The sequence below is a fragment of the Sphingomonas sp. DMC6 genome, assembly GCF_056314225.1.
In genome coordinates this window covers 326,308-347,404 of the sequence record NZ_JBQUYT010000001.1, presented here as the reverse complement: position 1 = coordinate 347,404, position 21,097 = coordinate 326,308, and the positions used below count along the sequence as shown (strand labels likewise).

Here is a 21,097-nt window from a genome sequence, read left to right as displayed (position 1 = left end):
GTCTAGCCGGCGGCTGCACGGCCGAGGGCAGGCGGGATGGTAGCGTCCAGCAGCAACTGGGTTGCCCGTTCTGCCGACACCGCGGGCGAGAAAAGATGCCCTTGTCCATAGGCGCAGCCCAGTCCGCGGAGCAGATCTGCCTGCATCTCGCTCTCCACGCCTTCTGCAATCACGCGGATCTGCAGCTCACGGGCGATATGCACCAGCCCCTCGACGATCGCGCGTCCCGGGCCGGAATCGACAAGGCCGTCGACGAAGGCCTTATCGATCTTCAGGAAATCGACCGGCATGGAAAGCAGATGTGTCAGCGAAGCATAGCCGGTGCCGAAATCGTCCAATGCGACGGTAAGCCCATGTGCGCGGAACCACCGCAGCGTATCGACGACCACACTTTCGCGCTGGCCCAGATAGACGCTCTCGGTGACTTCCAAGGACAGCTGGTGGAGCGGCACACCATGCCGCCGGAGCGTGGCCGGAATGATCTCACGCAACCGTTCGCCATGAAAATCGCCTGACGCGAAGTTCATCGCGACGTGCCTCGGCGCGATTCCCATGTCGCACCAGCGACGCATGTCGCGTGCGACAAGGTCCAGCATCCGTTCGCTGATCGCGCCAGCAACCTGTCCGTCAGTCGTCGCCTCAAAAAACTCGGCTGCCGGGACGATGCGGTCGCCCGCCTTCATCCGACACAGCGCCTCGAATCCCAGGATTTCACGGCTGCGCAAATCGAAAATCGGCTGATAATAGGGGAGGAGCCGGCCCTCTGCCAAAGCTCGCTCTACGGAAGAGATTGCGTCCAGACGGCGCGCCATGCGTGTGGCAATTCCTCGCCAGAAATGGACGAACGCGCCGCGGCTGGTTTCCTTGGCATGGTAGAGCGCAAGATCGGCATTCTGGCGCACCTGGTCCGGCGTATCGCCCAGTTCTACTGTCGCGCCTCCCGCCGTCGCACGGGGGAGCAGGTTACGCTCGCCTTCGTGAATCGGCTCCGCCACCGCCGCGAGTACGCGATTGGCAGTGCCAGCAAGATCAGCAACCGCGTCAGCGCTTTGGACCAGCACCGCAAACTCGTCTCCGCCGAGACGATAGGTGCGATCCGGCGCGACGGTTTCGGCGATGCGCCGTGCAGCGTGAACGATCAGCGAATCTCCGGCAACGTGGCCGAAAGTATCATTGACGATCTTGAGGTTATCCAGATCGATCAGGATCAGTCCCCAGGCGCCTGCCTCGCTGCAATCCAATTCGCTAACGGACGTGTTGAACGCCGCCCGGTTGGGCAGACTCGTCAATCCGTCCTGCAGCCCCCGCCGCAACTGCTTCGCGCGCCATATGTCGTGCTCGATCGCGATGGCACCGAGATGCAGGCAAACCTGGATGATGCGGCGTTCCATTGGTGTTGGCCCGCGGGGCACGCGATAATAGAGCGCGAACACACCGACCACTTGGCCGCGCCCATTCTTGATCGGGTTCGACCAGCAGGCGCGCAGACCGATCGGCAACGCCAGATCGCGAAACTTGATCCAGTTGGAGTGGGTCGCAATGTCTTCGGCGATGAACGGCTCGCCATGAAAGGCAGCCGCACCGCAGGAACCCACTTTCGGCCCGCTCATCAGCCCGTCGATGGCGCGCATATAATGTTCCGGCAACTGCGGGCCTGCAATAGGATGCAAACGGCCGGCGACGTCGACGCGCATCACCGAACAGATCACGTCCGGCGCCCGCACTTCGACCTCGCGGCACAAGCGGTCCGCCACCGAGGTCAAATCGACGCCTTTGGCGACGAGCTCTAGAATAGTGTTCTGGAGCGAAATATCCACGCGGGCAGCCTGCTTCCTTCGGGCATTGGCTTTCCTGCATGAACCGCCAGGGTTGCACGCGGCATAATGGATGCCACCGGGAAACTACCTAGCTGGCGTTCACTCCAGATGATAACGCTGCGCGCGGGCGGCGACCTTGGGCTCGAGCGCCGTAGCGGCGGCGATATCCCGATCCGCGTCAGCGGTCTTGCCGAGGTGTCGCTCCGCAAGGCCGCGGCAGTACAGTCCCCAGGCCATGCGCGGATTGATGGCAAGCGCGGCACTATAGTCAGTAACGGCCCCGGAATAGTCGCCGCGCCGGAAGGCCACCAGCGCGCGGCTGTCGAGGAAATTGGGATTATTCGGGATGGCACGTACGGCGGCGTCGCAATCCCGCTTTGCCTGATCGAGCTCAATATTGGCGAGCGCACGCGCCCAGCAGCGACCGTTCTGCCCCGTGCTCTGATGCGCATCCTGATGGCGCACGGCGAGCCAGAGATCAAATTGGGCAATGGCCGCGGGGAAGGCGTCAGCAGACGAATAAAGCTGCGCTACCCGCAACCGCTCGGCATCCTCGCGCGGGAGGCGTCCCGAAACATCATCAAGATCGGCGACGGCACCTGCCGGATTGCCCGCCCGTAGCCGGATTTCGGCGCGGACCAACCGCGCCCGCGTGTCGGCCGGATCGAGCGAGAGCGTGGTATTGAGGTCATCGAGCGCGAGGATCTGGCGCCGCTGCGCCAGATAGGCAAAGGCCCGTTGGCGGGAATAGCGCGGCTCCTTCGGCGCCAGCTCGATCGCCTTGGTGAAGGCTTCAATGGCATGGGGCAGGTCGTTCTGCGTCTGGTACATCGCCCCGCGCTGGCTAAAGCCCTCCGCGTCCTTCGGAGCCGCTTCCGGCGCCCCCTGCGCAGCAATCTCGCTCTTCGCGTCCACATGCGCGGCCGAGCTGAACAGTCGTCCGCCAGTATAGGTGAAATACATGCGCCGCTGTGCGTTCGAGACGAAGACGCGGTGAGAAATAAAATAATCCGCGCCGATCAGCATGTCGGTATCCAACCCGCCCAGATCGGAGATGTGGAGCCGCACATTGTGCAACTCTTCATCGCCCACCGCGAGTACCTTGAATGTGGCGATCCACCCGCGAACGACATGCTTGCCGAGCCCGGAGGACCAACCAGCTTCCTCAACACCCGGACCGCCCGGCTTCACGCCGGCCCGCGCCGCCGCACGCAACGACACGACGGTCGTCGCCGCGCCCGTATCGAACACGGCGCGCATTTTCGCCCCTTCCAGCATGACTTCGCCGACCGTGTGGCTCCTGGAAGTCTCCTTGTCCTCGATCGGCAGTTCGAAGAAGGGCTTGCCGTCGGTCCAATAGGCCATGGCGAGTTTGCCGCACCCTTGCGGGCGAAACAGCCGCACGGCGCCGCCGGGAAGATCATATTCGACGTCGGCGAGGCCGAGCACATTCTGCCCCAGAAGGCCCGTCTGACCCACGTCGCTGCCGCCGACGATGAACTGGACATTGGGGATGTCGACACCGGCCAGTTCGAAATGGCGGACGGTCGTGGCCCAGCTTTCGGCTACACCACCAATCCCGCGAACCGTGAAGCCGGGCGGGAGGGGCTGTTCGGGCAGATGCATTGCCTTGGCGACCGGCGGTGAAATCGTGCTGTAAAACGCGCCGCTGTCGAGAATGAAAGGCGCAGACTGGCCGTTGATCTTGGTTTCAACAATCGCCCGCAGACCTTGCATGGTGACGGCCAACTGCGCGATCATACCGACCTTGCACGGGGCAGCGGCCGCATCGGCGGGCGCTGCCATGGCTGCCACGAGCGCCAACGGCGCCAGAAACCGGAACGAAGGAAAAGCTTTGCTCACGCCGTTGCACCCCGAACTAAAAGTTCACCAAATGGACGCCGCACGGTTCTGACCCGCACTCAGCACTAACGGCGATCTGCGAAGTGCGGTCTACTTTAGTGAGAGATTGGCAGCAACGCGCTTTTCAAGTGGCGTTTTATACCGACGCTGTGCCTGGGGGAGAACGCGGGCCACCTGCAGCGCTAAGGTGCCCATAAGAATGATAATATACATTATGTAAAATTCGGACTCAGGTATCGGATGCGCTCTCGCTGCGTTCTCGCGCCGAATTATCACTGCCGGATTCGCCCAGCGGTTCCAGCACCAGCACATTGCCTTCCACCCGCCAGCTGTGCAGCCGCGACAGAAAGTTCATGCCAAGCACATCGAGATCGCCGAAATTCGGTGACACAACGACGCCCAGATTGCGCGTGCCGAGCGAGCCGATACGAACTCGGTCTACGGTCGCGCGATGCGCCGTAACGCTGCCATTTGCGGTCTCGATGATGGCGGGCAGTCCGCCGCCGACGCGCAGATGCGCGGCAGCCGCCGTCTCGGGCGAAATGGCCGTTATCGTGGCCCCGCTGTCGATCAGCATGCGCCGCTCCACTCCGTTTAGCGACACACGCGCCCAGAAATGCCCGTCCGGGCTCATCCGGATACGCACAACACCGCCCTCGACGAACTGCTCATCGATGCCCAGCCGCGAAGTGACCGCAGCCGCAACTGCCTGAAGCTCATAGCGATGCGCCACGGCGAATACCGCCAGCACCACAATCGCGGCCCAGCCCAGAACCGCGCGTAGCAGCACGCCAAACGCAATGCGCCGCGTCGCCAGCGCGCTGACTACGAGCACGAGGCCACCGACGAGCCAGATCAGATTGATGCCGTCCAACGAGTCCAAACCGCTCATGCCCATGCCTCAAGGCCGTCAAAGCCCGGCCCAACCCCCTCCGGCAACACTGCCGCGAGCTCGGCATAATCCATGCTATTGTCCATATGAACGAGCACCGAACGGCGCGGCGCACAGGCAACGATCCATTCGAGTACGGCCACCAGATGCGGATGCGTCGGATGCGGCGTTCTCCGCAAGGCATCGACCACCCACAGGTCCAGGCCCTTGTACAAGGCCAGCATCGGGTTCGTCATTTCATGGAAGTCTGTAGCGTAACCGATTGATTTTCCGTTACTCTCAAAACGGAAACCGGCGGATGTGATGCCGCCGTGTGGCTGGTCGACCACCTGGACAGCGATGTCGCCGATGACGAAATGGTCCGCCATCGGCGCGATGCTGACCACCGGAGGGTAAAATTTACCCCTTCCTTCAAAGATATACGGGAACCTTTTGCCGAGCTGTTCGAGCGTGAACGGTCGAGCATAGCCCGGCACCGGTGCGCCGTCGCGGGCGTGCATCACTTGCCGCAAATCGTCGATGCCGTGGCAATGGTCGGCATGGTCGTGCGTCCACAGCACTGCGTCAACGTCCGCAATGCCGGCTGCGAGCAATTGCTCACGCATGTCCGGGCTCGTGTCGACCAGGATCGTGGTCGTCGCGCTCTGGATCAGCACCGAGCCGCGGGTACGGCGGTTGCGCGGATCTGCGGGATCGCATGCCCCCCAGTCATTGCCGATACGCGGCACGCCGGAGGAGGTACCGGAACCGAGGATACGGACCTTCAGCAAAAGCCGCTCCCCGATCCGTTCAGGCCAGCGTCTTGGCGAACAGGCGGTGGAAGTTGGCGCGTGTTGCCTCCGCCAATGCCTCGGGGGTCTCGCCGCGCAGGCCCGCCAGGAAACGGCAGGTATCGCCGACAAAGGCCGGCTCGCCGGTCTTGCCCCGGTGCGGCACGGGAGCAAGGAACGGCGCGTCAGTCTCGATCAGCAGCCGTTCGAGCGGCAGCGCGGCCGCGGTTTCCTGCAGATCCTTGGCGTTCTTGAAGGTCACGATACCGGAAATCGAAATGTAGAAGCCGAGTTCCAGCGCCACCTCGGCAAATTCGCGGCTGGCGGTGAAACAATGGATCACGCCGGGGAAGGCCCCCTTACCCATTTCGTCGCGCAGGATGTCGGACGTGTCCGCCTCGGCATCGCGGGTATGCACGATGATCGGCAGCTGGGTTTCGCGGGATGCCGCCAGATGTGCACGGAAACTCGCCCGCTGGCGATCGCGGTCGCTATGGTCGTAATAATAATCGAGCCCGCTCTCGCCGATGCCGACCACACGCGGATGCCGCGCGCGCTCGACCAGCTTGGCAGTGTCGACATGGGGATGCGTGTCCGCCTCATGCGGATGGATGCCGACGCTCGCCCACACATCCGCCTCCCGTTCGGCGACGGCGATGACCTCGTCCCACTCATTCTCGCGCGTCGAGATGTTGAGCATCGCCACCACGCCAGCGTCGCGCGCGCGCGCCAACACCTCGGGCTGCTGCTCGCCCAGCCCCTTGTAGATCAGGTGGCAATGGCTGTCGGCGAGCTTCATGCGTCCTCGGAAGCCTGAAGTTCAAGGCGCGGGAAGATCGGCGTGGGTGGTGCGATCCGGAAGTTCGCATCGCCGTCCGGCCCCAGCTGCGCGAGCAGCCTGGCGGCCGAGGTCGGCACGACCGGCTCGATCGTGACGCCAAGACGCCGGATCGCCTTGAGTAGCGTGCCCAAAACCGCGTGCATCCGCTCCGGATCGGTCTTGCGGAGCGTCCACGGCGCCTGCGCGTCGATATACTGGTTGCAGGCGAACACGCCGGTCATCCACGCCTCAACGCCCTGGCTGAGCGCAAGGTCCTGAAAGGCGCGGGTAAAGGCGGCACAGGCGGTGTCGACTTCGGTCAGCAGCACCGCATCGGCATCGTCGGCGCGTCCGGCCTGCACCGCGCCCTCGCAATTCTTGGCAATGAAGCTCAGCGTGCGCTGCGCCAGATTGCCGAAGCTGTTCGAGAGATCGGCATTGGCACGAGTGACGATCGCCTCGTCGCTGAACGTGCCGTCCTGCCCGAAGCTGACGTCGCGCAGCAGGAAATAGCGCAGTGCATCGACGCCATAGGTTTCGGCCAGCTCCATCGGATCGACGACATTGCCGACCGACTTCGACATCTTTTCCCCCCGGTTGAGCAGGAAGCCGTGGCCGAACACCTGTTTCGGCAACGCGATGTCTGCGGACATCAGGAAGGCCGGCCAGTAGACAGTGTGAAAGCGGACGATGTCCTTGCCGATCAGGTGCAGATCGGCCGGCCAGTAGCGCGCCAGCCGCTCGGCATCGTCGGGATAGCCGGCACCGGTCAGATAGTTGGTCAGCGCATCGACCCAGACATACATCACATGGCCCGGCGATCCCGGCACCGGCACGCCCCAGTCGAAGCTGGTGCGGCTGACGGAGAGATCGACAAGCCCGCCCTCGACGAAGCGAAGAATCTCGTTACGGCGGGTTTCGGGGCGGATAAAGTCCGGGTTGGCGGCGTAGAAGTCGAGCAACGGCTGCTGATATTTGGACAAGCGGAAAAACCAGGTCTCTTCCTTGGTCCATTCCACCGGCGTGCCCTGGGGTGAGAGCTTCTGCCCCCCTTCCCCTTCGACCAGTTCCTTCTCTTCGTAGAACGCCTCGTCGCGAACCGAGTACCAGCCCTCATAGCGATCGAGATACAGGTCGCCCTTGGCCGCCATCTTTTCCCAGATCGCCTGGCTGGCACGATAATGATCGGGCTCCGAGGTGCGAATAAACCGATCGCACGAAATATCGAGTTTCTCCGCCATAACACGGAAATAGTTCGATATTTCATCGGCGAGCTCGCGCGCCGTCATGCCGCGGCCGCGGGCGGTCTGCACCATCTTGAGGCCATGCTCGTCGGTGCCGGTCTGGAAGAACACGTCGCGGCCCTGCTGCCGCTGGAAGCGCGCAATAGCGTCGGCGGCGATCATCTCATAGGCATGGCCGATATGCGGCTTGCCGTTGGGATAGTGGATCGCGGTGGTAATGTAGAAGGGGTCAGCCATGCCCGCGCTTTAGGATGCGGCGCAGCACGGGGCAACCTGTACGCTTAGCGGGCCGCCAGCCGCGTCAGGATTCCTGCCATTTCGAACACAGTGGCACCCGCGTCGAGTGACAGGCCCAACGCTGCACCGCCGAGCTCGCGTGCGGCAGCATAGGCATCGAGAGCCGAACGCAGTGTTTCCCCCTGCAGCTGCTTCGCACGGGCAGCGATGAAACTGGGCGCTCGCTCCAGAAAAGCCTCGTAACGCTGCTGGGCCGCTTTGCTGCCCAGGCTCCGCGCCAGCCTGCTGCGGATTGCGTTATCCCGATCACCGCCAGCGGCAAGCGCCGCCATATCCGCCTCGAGCGCCGACAGGTCGAGCCCGGCGAACCGCAACGCACGGCCCGGCGCCCCTTCGCCTGCACGCACCAGTGCCGCGATCTCGGCAGCACTAGCTTCGGGGAGCTGTGCCTGGAGCACGGCCATGGCCTCATTGTCCGACAGCGGATCGAAGCGGAGCAGGCGGCAGCGCGAGCGGATCGTCGGCAGCAACCGGCCCGGCGCGTGGCTCACCAGCAGGAAGATCGTGCCCGCCGGCGGCTCCTCGAGATTCTTGAGCAGCGCGTTAGCACCGGCCCGCTCGAGATCGTCGATCGCATCGATCACCACCACCCGCCGCGGCCCCAGTGAAGGCTTGGTCGCGAAGAGCGGCTGAAGCGAGCGGACCTGCGCGATGGTGATCGAACGCGCCAGCGCCTCATCGGGTTTGTCGGCGTCCTTGGGCAGCCGCGCCAGCACCTTCAGGTCGGGATGGCTGCCCGCGGCGATCAGCGCCGCTGTGCGGGTGGAGGCGGGTACGTCCCAGCCGGGCATCAACCGGTCTGGCTCACCGGCCTCCGCGAGCATCCGCGCGGCGGCGATACGGGCGAATGTCCCCTTCCCCACACCCTCAGGCCCGGCGATCAGCCAGGCGTGGTGGAGCGCGCCGCTCGCCATGGCAGCGGCGAGCGCGTCGCGCGCGGAACGGTTGCCGACAAAAGCGGTCATGGTGCCACTATCCCCCGGCCCGGCGGCCGGGGCAAGCCGGTCAGGCGAGGCCCACCAGCGACAACAGGCCAACCCAGGCACGGCGGAAGAAACCGGCCTGGCCGACATCCTCGGCCGCGACCAGCGGCAGCACCTGCTGCGGCATGCCTTCGCCTTCGATGATCAGGTCGGCGATATGGTCGCCCTTGTGGAACCCGGCCTTGACCGGTCCCTGATAGACGATCTTGCCGGTCAGCTTGGGGTTCAGCCCGGACGGCAGCGTGATGTTGAGGTTGTTCGGCGCCACCACCGCGACATGGCTGGCATCGCCGCCCTGCACCTGCACGTCGCCAACCACTTTACCCTTCGCCACCACCGGCTTGGTGCTCCAGGCGGCGAAGCCCCAACGCATGAAACGCACCGATTCATCGGCGCGGCCGCTATAGGTGTCGAGCCCGGCGATCACCATCACCAGTCGGCGGCCATTCTGCTCGGCCGAGCCGGTGAAGCCGTAGCCCGCTTCTTCGGTATGGCCGGTCTTTAGGCCGTCGGCGCCCGGTACCTTGCCGAGCAGCGGGTCGCGGTTGGCCTGAGTAATGTCAGCACCGGCGCCCAGCGTCTTGCCCCAGCTGAAGGTCGGCAGCGAATAGAATTGCTTGTAGAGATCGGGGAAGTCGCGGATCGTCGCGGCCGCGAGATGCGCCAGATCGCGTGCGGTCACATAGGTGCGGCCCTCATCCGGCCAGCCGTTCGACGTGCCGAAATGGCTGTTGGTGAGGCCGATCTTCTTCGCCCGATCGTTCATCAGGTTGACGAAGCCTTCCTCGGTACCGGCAATGCCTTCGGCCAGCACGACACAAGCGTCGTTGCCCGAGAGCGTGACGATGCCCTTGAGCAGGTCCGCCACGGTCGGCTGCTCGCCGACGCCGAGGAACATGGTGGAGCCCTGCGAATGCCACTTCTTCCAGGTGTCGGGCCGTACCTCGATCTTCTGGTCGAGCTTGAGCTGACCCTTCTTGATCAGGTCGAACGCGACATAGACCGTCATCATCTTCGCCATCGATGCCGGCGGCATCTTGCGATCCGCGTCCTTGGCGAACAGAATCGCGCCCGAGGACATATCCTCCATGTACGCGATCGGCGCAGGCGTCGGGAAATCGGGTCCGGCGGCCTGAACGGGGGCGGCGATGGCGAGCGCCAGGAACGAAACGGCGGCGAGCTTCTTCATACGATACGGTCCAGAACGCGTGATAATCCCCTACCGGACCGGGAGTATGCGCGCATCTCCATATCCCGCCCGGGCGGCCCGTGCCTTCGCCGCCTGCGCCTCGCCATTGGTGGCGAACGGCCCAAGCTGAACGCGGTACAGCCCGCCCCCCGCCTTTACGGACCCGCCAAGCCTTTGGGCAAGCGCCTGTGCACGCGAAGATGAAGAAAGTGCGGCGACCTGCACCAGGTATCTGCCATGCGCGGCCACGGCGACCGCATGAACAGGCGGTTTTGGCGCGGGCGCACGCCCGCGTACAGGCGCCGGCGGCGTGCGGAGCACAACGGTACGTTCGGGATTCGAGACAGGCGGTGTCCGCGCGGCCGCCGGCAGCGGCGGCAATTGCTTCCGCAGCGCGCGCAGCAGCGACTCCGGCGCGTCGACCCGCGCATCCGCAGAACCCCCGGCGCGCAATGCCGCCTGATCCTGTGGCGGGGGATTGACCAGGCGGACGCGCACCGGGATCGGCTGACTGCCGTCATGGCCAAGCTGACGGACAGCACCGCCAGACAGCTCGATCACGTCGCCGCCGGTATCGCCCTTGCCGGTGACCAGCACCAATATCGTCTTGCCGCTGTCTAGTGCGGTCACCTCGACATAGCTGTTCGCCGGCAGGCTGGGGTGAATCGCCAGCACCGCCGCTTCGCGGGTACCGCCACCGTCGACGCCGCGCATCCCGGCATAGCCGACCGCGTCATAACGCTGCTCACCCGGCCCGCTTTGCGACGTGCCGCGCGGCCCCACCATTCCCACCGTCGGGTCTGCAGGGTCCGGCGCCCGGCGCGGCGGCGCGGCCTGCCCCGCTACGGGCGGCGAATCGGGGGCATAGGCAGGCGCCGGGACCATGCCATATTCGGGACGAACCTCGCCCTTGCTGCATCCGGCAAGCGCGATGGCGGCGATGATAAGGCTAGCGTTCCACTGCATCGGCAAGCAGGCCTACCGACAAAGCGTAAAAATTCGAGCAATTATAATCGAGGATGACGCGATAATTGCCCGTGAGCAGATAGGCGGTCTTGCCCGGCCCGTCCGGCTCAAGCAGCGTCGCCTGCACATTGTCCGCCGGCCAGGCGCGCGAAAGCGGCGTCAGGCCCAGTGCTCGCCACTCTCCGATGGTACGCCAGCGACTGTGCCGCTCGTGCACGCGCGGGCAGCGCGGGCTGACCACCCGGCTGCGCAAGTCGCTGCGATCGAAAGTCGGCGGGACCGAAACCGCCAGCCCCCAGGGCTGACCGGCGCGCCAGCCGGCATTGACGAAGTAATTGCCGATCGACGCTAGCGTATCGGCGTCGCTGTTCCAGATATCCGCAATGCCGTCGCCATCGCCATCTCGCGCCAGCCGCAAATAGACGCTCGGCAGGAATTGCGGCCCGCCAAACGCACCCGCCCAGCTGCCGACCAGCTTCTCGCGCGGGACGCCGCGATCGATCATCTTCAGCGTATCGATGAATTCGTCGGCAAAAAGCGCGCGGCGACGCCCCTCATAGGCAAGGCTGGCCAATGCGCGCGGCAGATCGAAGCCGCCCATCACCGTGCCGTAATTGGTCTCATGCCCCCAAATGGCAACCATGATCGATTCGGGCACACCCGTCTGCGCCTCAATCGCCGCCAGACGGCCCCGGTTGCGCTGGTAGGCGGCACGACCGCGGTTGATGCGATCCGCATCGACATGGCGGACGCGATAGGGTTCGAACGCCGGTACCGGCGCATTGGGCCGACTCTCCGGCTGCTGCCGGTCGAGCTCCACCACCCGCGGGTTGAAGCTGAGCCCGGGCACCACCGCATCGATCGTGCGCTGGCTGACACCCTGCGCCCGCGCGTCGCGGGCAAGGCTTTGCAGATAGGTCTGGAAGCCAGCATCCTCCTGCCCCGCAGACTGTGCGACGGCAGCACGTGAAAGCGACAGTGAGAGCCCCAGAACAACCATTTGGGCGAACATGAAACGCAAACCCCGCATGCGCGCACCTTTGCACGCCCGGTCGCGTCACGAAAACCCCGCGCGAGGCGGAAAACGACGAAATTGCGCGACAATCGGCCAGACGGCAGCATCATCCGGATTGATCCGCCGCCCGACACCGACTAGCGAGGCCGAATCCGGAGAGGTGGCCGAGTGGTTTAAGGCAGCGGTCTTGAAAACCGCCGTGGGTGGAAGCTCACCGTGGGTTCGAATCCCACCCTCTCCGCCACTCGCCACCTCAGCGGTTGGCGCTTGCTTCCCACACCGCGCCGGCGACACCGCCGCCAAGGCCGATGGGCAGGCGATGCGGCTGGCCATCCAGATGGAGCACCAGCAGCGCATCCAGCGCACTCGGCGGCGGGCCGGTGCGCGCGTGGTCTGCCAGCGTTGCGTCGACTGCCTGGCGAGCACTGTCACGAACCTCGACGAGACCAGCCTCTTGAGGGTGTGCCTCGACCGGCACCGCTTCGCTGTGATGGAGCGTCAGGTCCCTGTCGACGGGTGCCGACCAAGCCTGGCGATCGACCGTGCGCAGATCGAAGGCGGCAGTGCGCAGCGTAACGACGCGCCACCGCGCCGCAGCGGACGCAGTCCCGATCTTGGCGGTGTCGGTCGAGGCAGCCGCGGTGGTTGCCGGATCGGCATCGCCATGCGCCGCGCTGTCATGCGCAGACCCAATACGGTCAGCCGCCGCGGCTCGCAGCGGCACGCAACATAACAGGATAACCGCGCACGTTGCCCGAACCATTGCCGTTCCCCGGCCTGTTGGACCGACAGAGTGCCGCAGGTGGCGATAACGTGCAAGACCGGATCCACGCCGACGATGCGGGAAAATGCGTGCAGGGGGTGTTAAACAGACGCCGGTCGGACAGACCGCGCCGGACTCACCCGACACTGGCGTCGCACTATTCGCCGGCCCTGATATAATAGACGCGCCCAAGCTCGCCCCTTCCTGCTCCCGCAGAAAAGAAACTAGCCTGGGCGCGCTAAAGGCGAGTTAAAGCAACCCGCCCGCGATAAAATTACTTCTTGCCGAGCGAAAGGCCGCCGAAACGCTTGTTGAAGCGCGCGACCTGGCCACCCTGATCGAGCAGACGCTGCGAACCGCCGGTCCAGGCCGGGTGCGCCAGCGGATCGATGTCGAGCTGCATCGTGTCGCCTTCCTTGCCCCAGGTGGAGCGGGTTTCGAACACGGTGCCGTCGGTCATCTGCACCTTGATCATGTGGTAATCGGGGTGGATATTCTGCTTCACATCGAATTCCTTGAAAAAGCCACCGGTTTCCGACCGGCAGCGGACGCGCGCGCCTAGCAGAGCAACGCGCGCCATGCAACCTGTGCGTGTATCGTCGTCGCCGTCAGGCGCTCGGCGGATCGGCGATCATGGCAGTGAATTCGCATTCCGCCGCCACTTCACCGTCAATCGTCGCCTTGCCCGCGAATTTGCAGACGCGAGCGCGCTTCTGGACGAATTCGACGTGCAGCTTCAGCAACACACCGGGTTCCACCGGCCTGCGGAACTTCACTCCGTCGATCGCCATGAAATAGACGAGCTTGCCGGAACCCGCGAGGCCGAGCGACTCCACCGCGAGGACGCCGGCCGCCTGCGCCAGCGCCTCGACCGTCAGCACGCCCGGCATGATCGGCCGGCCCGGGAAATGCCCCTGGAAGAACGCTTCGTTGATCGTCACGGCCTTCACCGCGACGATCGACTGGTCGAGGATCAGTTCCTCGACCCGGTCAACCAGCAGCATCGGAAAGCGGTGGGGCAACGCCGCCATCACCCGCCCGATATCGAGCGGGCCGATATTGCCCCGTGCCTCGCCCTCGCTCATCGCGGCTCGGGCTTGCCCGGCGTGGGCTTGGCGGCGCTGGCGGCCGGGGCTGCGCCCTGCTGCTGTTGCGCCTGGGCCTGCGCCAGCGCGTTCTGGTACGCACGACGCTTCAGCTCATTGACCTGCTGCTGGAACTGCACGGTCCGCTGCTGCGGGCGCCAGTCTGCCGGCGGGGTGATCGAAACGGTCGGGGTCTTGTCCACCTCGGCCAGCACCGCGTCGCTGATGTCGATCGCGTCGGGCGCGTAGAGCACCGCTTCCGGCTGCAGGATCACGTTGATCTTGCGGGCATTGACGACCTGGATCTGGGCCGCGTCATACAGCGCCAGCACCTTTTCGAACGCGAACAGTTCCGCCAGGATCGACGGCATCTGCAGCTTGCGCATGTCCTCATTCGCCTGGTTCTGCAGCGTCAGCAGCTTGGCGTAGTTCGGATCCTTGCGGGCAGCCGCTGCCTGTTCCTCTTCCTCGGAAACCTGGCCGTCCTTGTTGGTGTCGATGGTGGCGATCAGCGCCTTGGCATCGGCCTGGAACTTCTCCTGGCGCGCCTTGATCTGATCCTGCACCGGCTTGAAGGTGGTTTCGATCTGCTTTTCGGCGGTGGTGAACGCCTTGGAGCGGGTGAGCACCTCGATCTGGCTCACCGTCGCGATGCCGCCCACCTGGGCGTGCGCCGGCGCGACGGCGACGATCGACGCGGAAGCTGCGAGCGCCGCCGCGAAAATACGCTTGGTCATCATCAGAATTGAGTCCCTACGTTGAAAGTAACAAGCTTCTTGTCGTCGCCCGGCTGCGACACCAACGCCTTTGCGACGTCGATACGCAGCGGGCCGAACGGCGAATTCCAGTTCACCCCGAAGCCTACGGTAATGCGCGGCGAGGCCGTGCTGTCGCGATAGATTTCGTAGAAAGGTGACGTCGGAATGACATATGCCGTGTTGACGGACGTGCCGACGCACGGATCGGTGGCGCCCGCCGCATAACCGACCTTGCAGTGCGTCGCCAGATTGGCCGAGGGGCCGGAACTGACGATGTAGAGCGGTGCGCCGGTCGAATCGAACTGGGGCGTGAGCTTGGTCAGAAGCGTCGGCGAGCCATCCTTGTTGAACAGCGGCTTGCCGTTCGAGTCAGTCGCCTGGGTGAAAAAGGTATTGGTCGCAGGCCGACGAATGCCAAACAACGAACCGGCCATCACATAGATCGACGGACGCAGGCCCAGTTCGGCCGCGCCGGAACCCAGCGGCAGTTCCAGCTCCGCCTTGGTCAGGTAATAGGCCTTGCCGCCCAGCGCGTCGTCGATGATCTGGTCTTTGTTCGTATTGAGCATCTGCGTGCCCGCGGTCGGGTCGCCGGTGAAGCTGTAGCGCTGCACGCGCGGCCCCACGCCGCGAATATCGAAGCCGCGGAACTGCGGTTCGCCCAGCATGAAGCGGTCGGTGATACGAATATCGTTGCCGTCCAGGCTCTTGATATAGCCACCCTCACCGCTCAGCGAGAAGACGAAACCCTTGCCAAGGCCCCAATATTTGTCGGCATTCACCTTGCCGCGCAGGTAATGGACGTCGCCGCCCAGGCCGGCGACATCGGCATTGAACGACAGGCGCTGGCCGCGCGTCGGCCGAATACGGCTGTTGAGGCTGTCATAGATCAGCGACAGGCCGACCAGCGAGGTCAGGCGGTTGCCCACTGCTTCGCAATAATAGCGGCCCGCCTTGAACGGATCGCACTGGCCGTTGGTGTAGAAAGTGTTCTGATCGAGCGTCACATTGTCCTTGGCGAGATAATAACGCCCGGACAGTGTCCAGTATTCGGTCATCGGCAACGCCGCGACCACCTGGAAGCCGGTCGATACCTGCCGATAGGTGGTGTTGCGCGTCGTACCCAGATAGTTGAACGCATTGTAATCGCGGCGGAAGATCGTGCCACCCAGCGCGATGTTGCTGTCGAACAGATAGGGTTCGGTGAAGCTCGCCTCGACCGACTTCGAATAGCTCGAATAGTCCGCCGAAAGGCCGATCGTCTGGCCCATCCCGCGGAAGTTGCGCTGACGGATCGACGCCTGCAGCAGGAACCGCTCAAGGCTCGAAAAGCCTGCCGAAAGAGTCAGTTCGCCGTTCGGCTTTTCCTCGACATTGGCGTTGAGCACGATGCGGTCGGGCGCGGAACCTTCCTTGCGCTCGATCTCGAACTTGTCCTGGAAATAGCCAAGGCTGTTGATGCGGTCCTGCGACCGTTTCACCAGGAAGGTGTTGAACGCATCCCCTTCCGCCACGCGCATTTCGCGGCGGATCACCTTGTCCTGCGTCTGGCGGTTGCCGGTGATGTTGATGCGTTCGATATAGGTGCGGTTCGCCTCCCCGATGTGGAAGTTCAGCCCCATGGTCAGCGTGTCCTTGTCACGCTGGAACTCGGGCCGCACATCGGCAAAGGCATAGCCGAACAGGCCAGCGGTTTCGGTCAGCTGCTCGACCGTATCCTCGACAGCCTTGGCGTTATACCACTGACCTTGCTTGATCGACAGCGCCGAAGCGAGCTTCTTGTCGTCGAAGTCGCGGATCGCGCTGTCGACGGTGACCGGACCGAATTTGTACCGGGGGCCTTCCTCGATCACATAAGTGATGATGAAGTCCTTCTTGTCCGGCGTCAGCTCGGCCACGGCCGAAATCACGCGGAAATCGGCATAGCCGTTGGTCAGATAGAACTGACGCAGCTTGGACTGGTCGGCGGTCAGGCGGTCCTGGTCATAGGAGGTGTTCGAGCTGAGCAAATGCGCAAAGCTCGCCACCTTGGTGTACATCTGCGCGCGCAGCTTCTTGTCGGAGAAGACCTGGTTGCCGATGATATTGATCTGACGGACCTTCGACTTCGGCCCCTCATGCACTTCAAAGATCACGTCGACGCGGTTCTGGTCGAGGCTGACCATCTTTGGTTCGACCGTCGCCGCAAAACGGCCCTGGCGGCGATAAAGTTCGAGGATACGGGCGATATCCGCCCGCACCGCCGTGCGGGTGAAGATCTGGCGCGGCTTGAGCTTGATTTCCTTGTCGATCTTGTCCTGCTTCAGCCGCTTGTTGCCTTCGAAGACAACGCGGTTGATCACCGGACTTTCGCGAATGCGGATCACCAGATCACCGCTCTCGACGCCCTCGACCGTCACATAGGCGAGTAGCTCGGACGCCATCAGTTCCTTGATGGTCTGGTCGATCGTCTCGGGCGTATAGCTGTCGCCGACGCGCAGGCGCGTATAGCTGAGCACCGTTTCCGGCTCGATGCGCTGCGACCCTTCGACGCGGATAGACTTTACCGTCCGCACCACCGCCTGTGGCACGGCCGGAGCGGCCACGGCCGCCTGCGGCTTGGCGCCGGCCGCCGGAGCAGTCGTCTGCGCGTCCGCCGGCGCCGCGATACCCGACAGGATCGTCCCCGCCAGAAGCGAGGCAGTCGCCCGCGCGCCGAAATTGCTTGCCTTGATCGCAGTCACCATCCCACCCCAGTCGGAATCCAATTCATGCCGGTCAGCACAGGCGCGTATCGCCCCTGCCCGAACCCCTTCAGCCGTGCAAGCCGGCCAGTTTTCTCCACACACCGAATGCGCCCAGATCGTTCAGCGTCACCAGCAGCATAAGCGCGAGAATCGCAAGCATGCCGCCACGGAACGCCCACTCCATCACACGCGGTTCCACCGGGCGCCGGCGGACCGCTTCGACTGCGTAGAACAACAGATGCCCGCCATCCAGAACCGGGACTGGCAACAGATTGATGAACCCCAGATTAATTGAAATCAGGGCAATCAGGAACACGAATTCGGTCGGACCCATCGCGAGCCGCTCGCCGGAAACCTGCGCGATCCGTAACGGCCCGCCCAGTTCGGAAACCGAGCGCCGACCGCTGATGATCTGCCCCAGCCCGTCGAGCGTTCTCTGGACGATCTCGCCGGTCATGCGCAGACCGACCAGCGGTGCTTCAAGCGGGCTGACCGGCTCATAGACCGGCGCACCGGCCGCAATGCCCAGCACGCCGATGCGGAGCCGGTTGCCGAATCGGTCCTGCTCGGTCCGAACGCCGATCACTGTATCGGCCGAAGCCTCAGCGCCGCCACGAACATAGACGATCCGCACCGGTTCACCCGGACGAAGCTGGGTATATTGCACCATATCGCCGAACGTCTCGACAGGACGGCCGCCGAGCGAGACGATCCGGTCCCCGGTCTGCAGCCCTGCCGCCGCGGCGGCGCTGTTCGGCGCCACCCCGCCCACCACGCTGGGCGTGCGGTTCTGCCCGAAGGCGAGCGCAAAAGCCGACAGGATCAGGATGGCGATGATGAAATTGGCGATCGGCCCCGCTGCGACGATGATCGCGCGTTGCCAGAGCGGCTTTGCCTGGAAGGTCCGCGCACGCTCATGCGGCGGCAGTTGCAGCCATTCGGGCGAAGGCTGGCTCGCCGGGTTCATGTCGCCGGCGAAGCGGACATACCCGCCCAGCGGCAGCCAGCCGAATTTCCAGCGCGTGCCGCGACGATCGGTAAAGCCAGCGACTTCACGGCCGAAGCCGATCGAAAATTCCTCGGCTTTCACACCGAACAGCCGTCCGGCGAGATAATGCCCCAACTCGTGCAGAAAAACGAGCGGCCCGATCACCAGCGCGAACGCCAGAACGGTGAGCAGGATGCCGGGAGTCTCGATCAAACGACGCAGTCCTTCACTCGCTCGACCGCATAGCGCCGCGCTTCTTCGTCGATGGCCAGTACGGCGTCGAGCGTATCCGGAGCGGCCGGGTCATAGCGTGCAAGCGTATCGGCAGAGATTGCGGCAATTTCAAGAAACCGGAGCCGTCCGGCAAGGAAAGCTGCAACCGCAACTTCATTGGCCGCATTCAGGATCGCAGGATGGGCACCGCCGGCTGCCAGCACTTCAAAGGCGAGCTTGAGCGCCGGAAAGCGCGTGAAATCGGGATCAGCAAAGTCCAGCCGCCCCACCGCCGCCAGATCGAGCGGCGCGCAGGGCGTCTCCATCCGTTCGGGCCAGGCGAGCGCATAGGCGATAGGCGTGCGCATGTCAGGCGTACCGAGCTGCGCCAGCACCGACCCGTCGACATATTCGACCATCGAATGCACGACCGACTGGGCATGGACCAGCACGCCGAGCTGCTCCGCGCGCACGGGGAACAGATGAAAGGCCTCGATCAGTTCGAGCCCTTTGTTCATCATCGTCGCCGAATCGACCGATATCTTGGCGCCCATCGACCAGTTGGGGTGCGCCACCGCTTGCGCCGGCGTGATGCTGCCCATCGCTTCCAGCGGCGTTTCGCGGAACGGGCCGCCGCTGGCCGTGAGAATGATCCGCCGAACGCCCTTCGGCGCCGTGCGGTCGAGGCACTGGAACACGGCATTATGTTCGGAATCGACCGGCAACAGCGTCGTGCCGTGCACCTGCGCCGCCGCCATCATCACCTCGCCGGCAGATACCAGCGATTCCTTGTTGGCCAGCGCGACAGTACCGCCGCCTTCGAGCGCTGCCATCACCGGCTTCAGCCCGGCAGTGCCGACGATCGCGGCCATGGTCCAGTCGGCGCCCATCCGTGCCGCCTCGCACACCGCATCCGGCCCGCCCAGCGCCGCAATGCCGGAACCGGCCAGCCGCTCGCGCAAGTCCGGCAGGCGGCGCTCGTCCGCCACTACGGCGCAACGCGCGCGCGTCCTCAGTGCGGCGGCAGCAAGCTTTTCCACGTCACTATTGGCAGTCAGCGCGACGACTTCGAACTGCTCGGCATTGCGCTCGATCAGATCCAGCGTCGAGCTTCCCACCGATCCTGTCGCCCCCAGGACGGTGATGCGTTTCACCACCAGAAACCTCCCAGCGCCGCCCAATGGTACAGCGCGAAAAACAGTCCCGCAGCCGGAGCCGCGAATACCAGCCCGTCCAGCCGGTCGAGAATACCGCCATGGCCCGGCAGCAACGTGCCCGAATCCTTCACGCCGGCCACCCGCTTCAAATGGCTCTCGAACAGATCGCCGATCTGGGAAAGAACCGCCAGCACCGGCGCCATCAGCAGCATCGGCGTCGCCATGCCGAGTGCCGGAACCGACGCAGTAAAGGCCCAGGTAAACAGCACAGAAGCCGCCACGCCACCGCCCAGCCCCGCCCAGGTCTTGTTGGGACTGATCGCCGGTGCCAGTTTCGGCCCGCCGATCGCCCGACCGGCGAAATAGGCGCCGGTGTCACACGCCCAGACGATAGCCATGCTCCACAGCGTGATGACAAATCCGTTCGGGTGCGAACGCAGCAGCAGCAGCGCGAATACGGGGATGCCGACATAAAGCTGTCCCGCCGCCAGCTTCGCATTGCGGGTGACGATGGCAAGGAAGAAGAAGGCGCCGACGATCAGGCCAAGCGCGAAGAAGCCTACGCCTGCCGCCAACGGGCAGAGGATAGCCAGCGGTACCGTCAGTACATATTGGCTGAGCCGCGTCTCACGCGCGGAGGCGTGCATCAGCCCGGCCCATTCGCCGACCATCAGGATCGCCGCCACACAGATGACCAGCCAGAAGCCGAAACCGCCGGCCCATAGCGCCGCCAACGCCAGCGCGACCAGCGCCAGCCCGACGATCAGCCGCGTCTTGAGATCGGACGTCTTGCTCACAACCCACCGAAGCGGCGATGCCGCCGCCCGAACTGCGCCAGCGCATCGGCCAGCGTACGTTCAGTGAAGTCTGGCCACAGCGTGTCAACGAACAATAATTCGGCATAGGCCGCCTGCCACAGCAGGAAGTTCGACAGCCGCTGCTCGCCCGAGGTCCGGATCAACAGGTCGAGGGGCGGCAGCCCCGCCGTCTCAAGTTCATTCTCGAATCGCAGTTCGTCGATCGTTGCCGGATCGAGCGTGCCGTCGCGTGCCTGTTCGGCAAGACTGCGAACCGCCGACAATATTTCCGCCTGCGCGCCGTAGTTGAGCGCAATCACCAGCGTCGGACCGGGATTGTCGGCGGTGCGCGCCACTGCGGCATCGATCATCGCGACAAGATCGGGGGAAAGCCGTCGCCAGTCACCGATCACGCGCAGGCGCACGCCTTCGCTCACCAGTTCGTCCAGCTCACTCGCCAGAAAATGGCGCAGCAGCCCCATTAGGTCGCGGACCTCGTCTTCGGGCCGCCGCCAGTTTTCCGACGAAAAGGCGTAGAGCGTCAACACTTCGATGCCGAGCGTCCGCGCGGCGCGGCTGACTCGCCGCACCGCTTCCACGCCCTGACGATGCCCGGCGATCCGCGGCAGCAGCCGCTTTTTCGCCCAGCGGCCATTGCCGTCCATGATGATGGCGACATGGCGCGGCGGCGGCGCGCCGTCGCCCGCCACGTGCGCAGGCCTAGCAGCCACGCGCATGCGCCTTGCCGGCGATC

General features: G+C 64.5%; 19 protein-coding genes and 1 tRNA gene. 1 reads left to right on the top strand and 19 read right to left on the bottom strand.

The features are described from left to right. Window positions 1-2: 2 nt before the first annotated feature. The 10 genes from ACT53M_RS01485 to ACT53M_RS01440 form a co-directional block, all read right to left on the bottom strand. On the bottom strand, window positions 3-1,817 hold the full coding sequence (locus ACT53M_RS01485; protein ID WP_476230983.1) for a putative bifunctional diguanylate cyclase/phosphodiesterase: 1,815 nt from the start codon (window positions 1,815-1,817) through the stop codon (window positions 3-5). Window positions 1,818-1,916: 99 nt separating this feature from the next. Further along, window positions 1,917-3,680, bottom strand: coding sequence for an aspartyl protease family protein (locus tag ACT53M_RS01480; protein WP_476230982.1), 1,764 nt, complete (start codon window positions 3,678-3,680; stop codon window positions 1,917-1,919). 229 nt (window positions 3,681-3,909) lie between these two features. Continuing rightward, the gene (locus tag ACT53M_RS01475) at window positions 3,910-4,572 is read right to left on the bottom strand and encodes a retropepsin-like aspartic protease family protein (protein ID WP_476230980.1); all 663 of its coding nucleotides are present in this window, start codon (window positions 4,570-4,572) and stop codon (window positions 3,910-3,912) included. Next, on the bottom strand, window positions 4,569-5,339 hold the full coding sequence (locus tag ACT53M_RS01470; protein WP_476231566.1) for an MBL fold metallo-hydrolase: 771 nt from the start codon (window positions 5,337-5,339) through the stop codon (window positions 4,569-4,571). Before ACT53M_RS01470 ends, ACT53M_RS01475 begins: the two co-directional genes overlap by 4 nt. A 22-nt stretch (window positions 5,340-5,361) precedes the next feature. Next, window positions 5,362-6,141 (bottom strand): TatD family hydrolase, encoded by a 780-nt coding sequence (locus ACT53M_RS01465; protein ID WP_476230978.1) that lies wholly within the window; start codon window positions 6,139-6,141, stop codon window positions 5,362-5,364. Continuing rightward, a complete protein-coding gene (gene metG, locus ACT53M_RS01460; protein WP_476230976.1) occupies window positions 6,138-7,643 on the bottom strand; it encodes a methionine--tRNA ligase in 1,506 nt (501 codons plus the stop codon). The genes ACT53M_RS01465 and metG overlap by 4 nt, the downstream gene beginning before the upstream one ends. Window positions 7,644-7,687: 44 nt before the next feature. Next, window positions 7,688-8,668 (bottom strand): AAA family ATPase, encoded by a 981-nt coding sequence (locus tag ACT53M_RS01455; protein ID WP_476230973.1) that lies wholly within the window; start codon window positions 8,666-8,668, stop codon window positions 7,688-7,690. Between the two features lie 40 nt (window positions 8,669-8,708). Beyond that, entirely contained in the window at window positions 8,709-9,875 is a 1,167-nt protein-coding gene (locus ACT53M_RS01450) for a D-alanyl-D-alanine carboxypeptidase family protein (protein WP_476230971.1), read from the bottom strand. A 30-nt stretch (window positions 9,876-9,905) separates the two neighbouring features. Continuing rightward, window positions 9,906-10,841 (bottom strand): SPOR domain-containing protein, encoded by a 936-nt coding sequence (locus tag ACT53M_RS01445; protein WP_476230970.1) that lies wholly within the window; start codon window positions 10,839-10,841, stop codon window positions 9,906-9,908. Beyond that, window positions 10,825-11,841, bottom strand: a complete 1,017-nt coding sequence (locus ACT53M_RS01440) for a lytic murein transglycosylase (RefSeq protein ID WP_476231565.1) — start codon at window positions 11,839-11,841, stop codon at window positions 10,825-10,827. The genes ACT53M_RS01445 and ACT53M_RS01440 overlap by 17 nt, the downstream gene beginning before the upstream one ends. Before the next feature lie 169 nt (window positions 11,842-12,010). Here ACT53M_RS01440 and ACT53M_RS01435 point away from each other — a divergent pair. Then, a tRNA-Ser gene (locus ACT53M_RS01435) sits at window positions 12,011-12,100 on the top strand. Window positions 12,101-12,109: 9 nt separating this feature from the next. On the opposite strand, the gene ACT53M_RS01430 is transcribed toward ACT53M_RS01435, so the two are convergent. The 9 genes from ACT53M_RS01430 to ACT53M_RS01390 form a co-directional block, all read right to left on the bottom strand. Next, the gene (locus tag ACT53M_RS01430; RefSeq protein WP_476230968.1) at window positions 12,110-12,619 is read right to left on the bottom strand and encodes a hypothetical protein; all 510 of its coding nucleotides are present in this window, start codon (window positions 12,617-12,619) and stop codon (window positions 12,110-12,112) included. A gap of 274 nt (window positions 12,620-12,893) precedes the next feature. Next, window positions 12,894-13,124, bottom strand: coding sequence for a 50S ribosomal protein L31 (gene rpmE / locus ACT53M_RS01425; protein ID WP_476227999.1), 231 nt, complete (start codon window positions 13,122-13,124; stop codon window positions 12,894-12,896). Between the two features lie 103 nt (window positions 13,125-13,227). Continuing rightward, complete coding sequence (gene fabZ, locus ACT53M_RS01420; RefSeq protein WP_476230966.1) at window positions 13,228-13,704, bottom strand: 3-hydroxyacyl-ACP dehydratase FabZ; 477 nt, start codon at window positions 13,702-13,704, stop codon at window positions 13,228-13,230. After that, window positions 13,701-14,444, bottom strand: coding sequence for an OmpH family outer membrane protein (locus tag ACT53M_RS01415; protein WP_476230964.1), 744 nt, complete (start codon window positions 14,442-14,444; stop codon window positions 13,701-13,703). The genes fabZ and ACT53M_RS01415 overlap by 4 nt, the downstream gene beginning before the upstream one ends. After that, window positions 14,444-17,188 carry an outer membrane protein assembly factor BamA gene (gene bamA / locus ACT53M_RS01410; protein WP_476230962.1) on the bottom strand — a complete coding sequence of 915 codons (2,745 nt, stop codon included), beginning with the start codon at window positions 17,186-17,188 and terminating at the stop codon, window positions 14,444-14,446. Before bamA ends, ACT53M_RS01415 begins: the two co-directional genes overlap by 1 nt. Window positions 17,189-17,255: 67 nt before the next feature. Beyond that, entirely contained in the window at window positions 17,256-18,389 is a 1,134-nt protein-coding gene (locus ACT53M_RS01405) for a M50 family metallopeptidase (RefSeq protein WP_476230961.1), read from the bottom strand. Next, window positions 18,386-19,546: a 1-deoxy-D-xylulose-5-phosphate reductoisomerase gene (locus ACT53M_RS01400; protein WP_476230960.1), complete on the bottom strand. Its 1,161-nt coding sequence runs from the start codon at window positions 19,544-19,546 to the stop codon at window positions 18,386-18,388. Before ACT53M_RS01400 ends, ACT53M_RS01405 begins: the two co-directional genes overlap by 4 nt. Further along, a complete protein-coding gene (locus ACT53M_RS01395) occupies window positions 19,540-20,343 on the bottom strand; it encodes a phosphatidate cytidylyltransferase (protein ID WP_476230959.1) in 804 nt (267 codons plus the stop codon). Before ACT53M_RS01395 ends, ACT53M_RS01400 begins: the two co-directional genes overlap by 7 nt. Next, entirely contained in the window at window positions 20,340-21,080 is a 741-nt protein-coding gene (locus tag ACT53M_RS01390) for an isoprenyl transferase (protein WP_476230958.1), read from the bottom strand. The genes ACT53M_RS01395 and ACT53M_RS01390 overlap by 4 nt, the downstream gene beginning before the upstream one ends. Window positions 21,081-21,097 lie beyond the last annotated feature (17 nt).

Coding starts and splice junctions, on each gene's coding strand:
- ACT53M_RS01475 (WP_476230980.1), bottom strand. CDS start 4,572: ATGAGCGGTTTGGACTCGTTGGACGGCATCAATCTGATCTGGCTCGTC.
- ACT53M_RS01465 (WP_476230978.1), bottom strand. CDS start 6,141: ATGAAGCTCGCCGACAGCCATTGCCACCTGATCTACAAGGGGCTGGGC.
- metG (WP_476230976.1), bottom strand. CDS start 7,643: ATGGCTGACCCCTTCTACATTACCACCGCGATCCACTATCCCAACGGC.
- ACT53M_RS01455 (WP_476230973.1), bottom strand. CDS start 8,668: ATGACCGCTTTTGTCGGCAACCGTTCCGCGCGCGACGCGCTCGCCGCT.
- ACT53M_RS01450 (WP_476230971.1), bottom strand. CDS start 9,875: ATGAAGAAGCTCGCCGCCGTTTCGTTCCTGGCGCTCGCCATCGCCGCC.
- ACT53M_RS01445 (WP_476230970.1), bottom strand. CDS start 10,841: ATGCAGTGGAACGCTAGCCTTATCATCGCCGCCATCGCGCTTGCCGGA.
- ACT53M_RS01440 (WP_476231565.1), bottom strand. CDS start 11,841: ATGGTTGTTCTGGGGCTCTCACTGTCGCTTTCACGTGCTGCCGTCGCA.
- ACT53M_RS01430 (WP_476230968.1), bottom strand. CDS start 12,619: ATGGTTCGGGCAACGTGCGCGGTTATCCTGTTATGTTGCGTGCCGCTG.
- fabZ (WP_476230966.1), bottom strand. CDS start 13,704: ATGAGCGAGGGCGAGGCACGGGGCAATATCGGCCCGCTCGATATCGGG.
- ACT53M_RS01415 (WP_476230964.1), bottom strand. CDS start 14,444: ATGATGACCAAGCGTATTTTCGCGGCGGCGCTCGCAGCTTCCGCGTCG.
- bamA (WP_476230962.1), bottom strand. CDS start 17,188: ATGGTGACTGCGATCAAGGCAAGCAATTTCGGCGCGCGGGCGACTGCC.
- ACT53M_RS01390 (WP_476230958.1), bottom strand. CDS start 21,080: ATGCGCGTGGCTGCTAGGCCTGCGCACGTGGCGGGCGACGGCGCGCCG.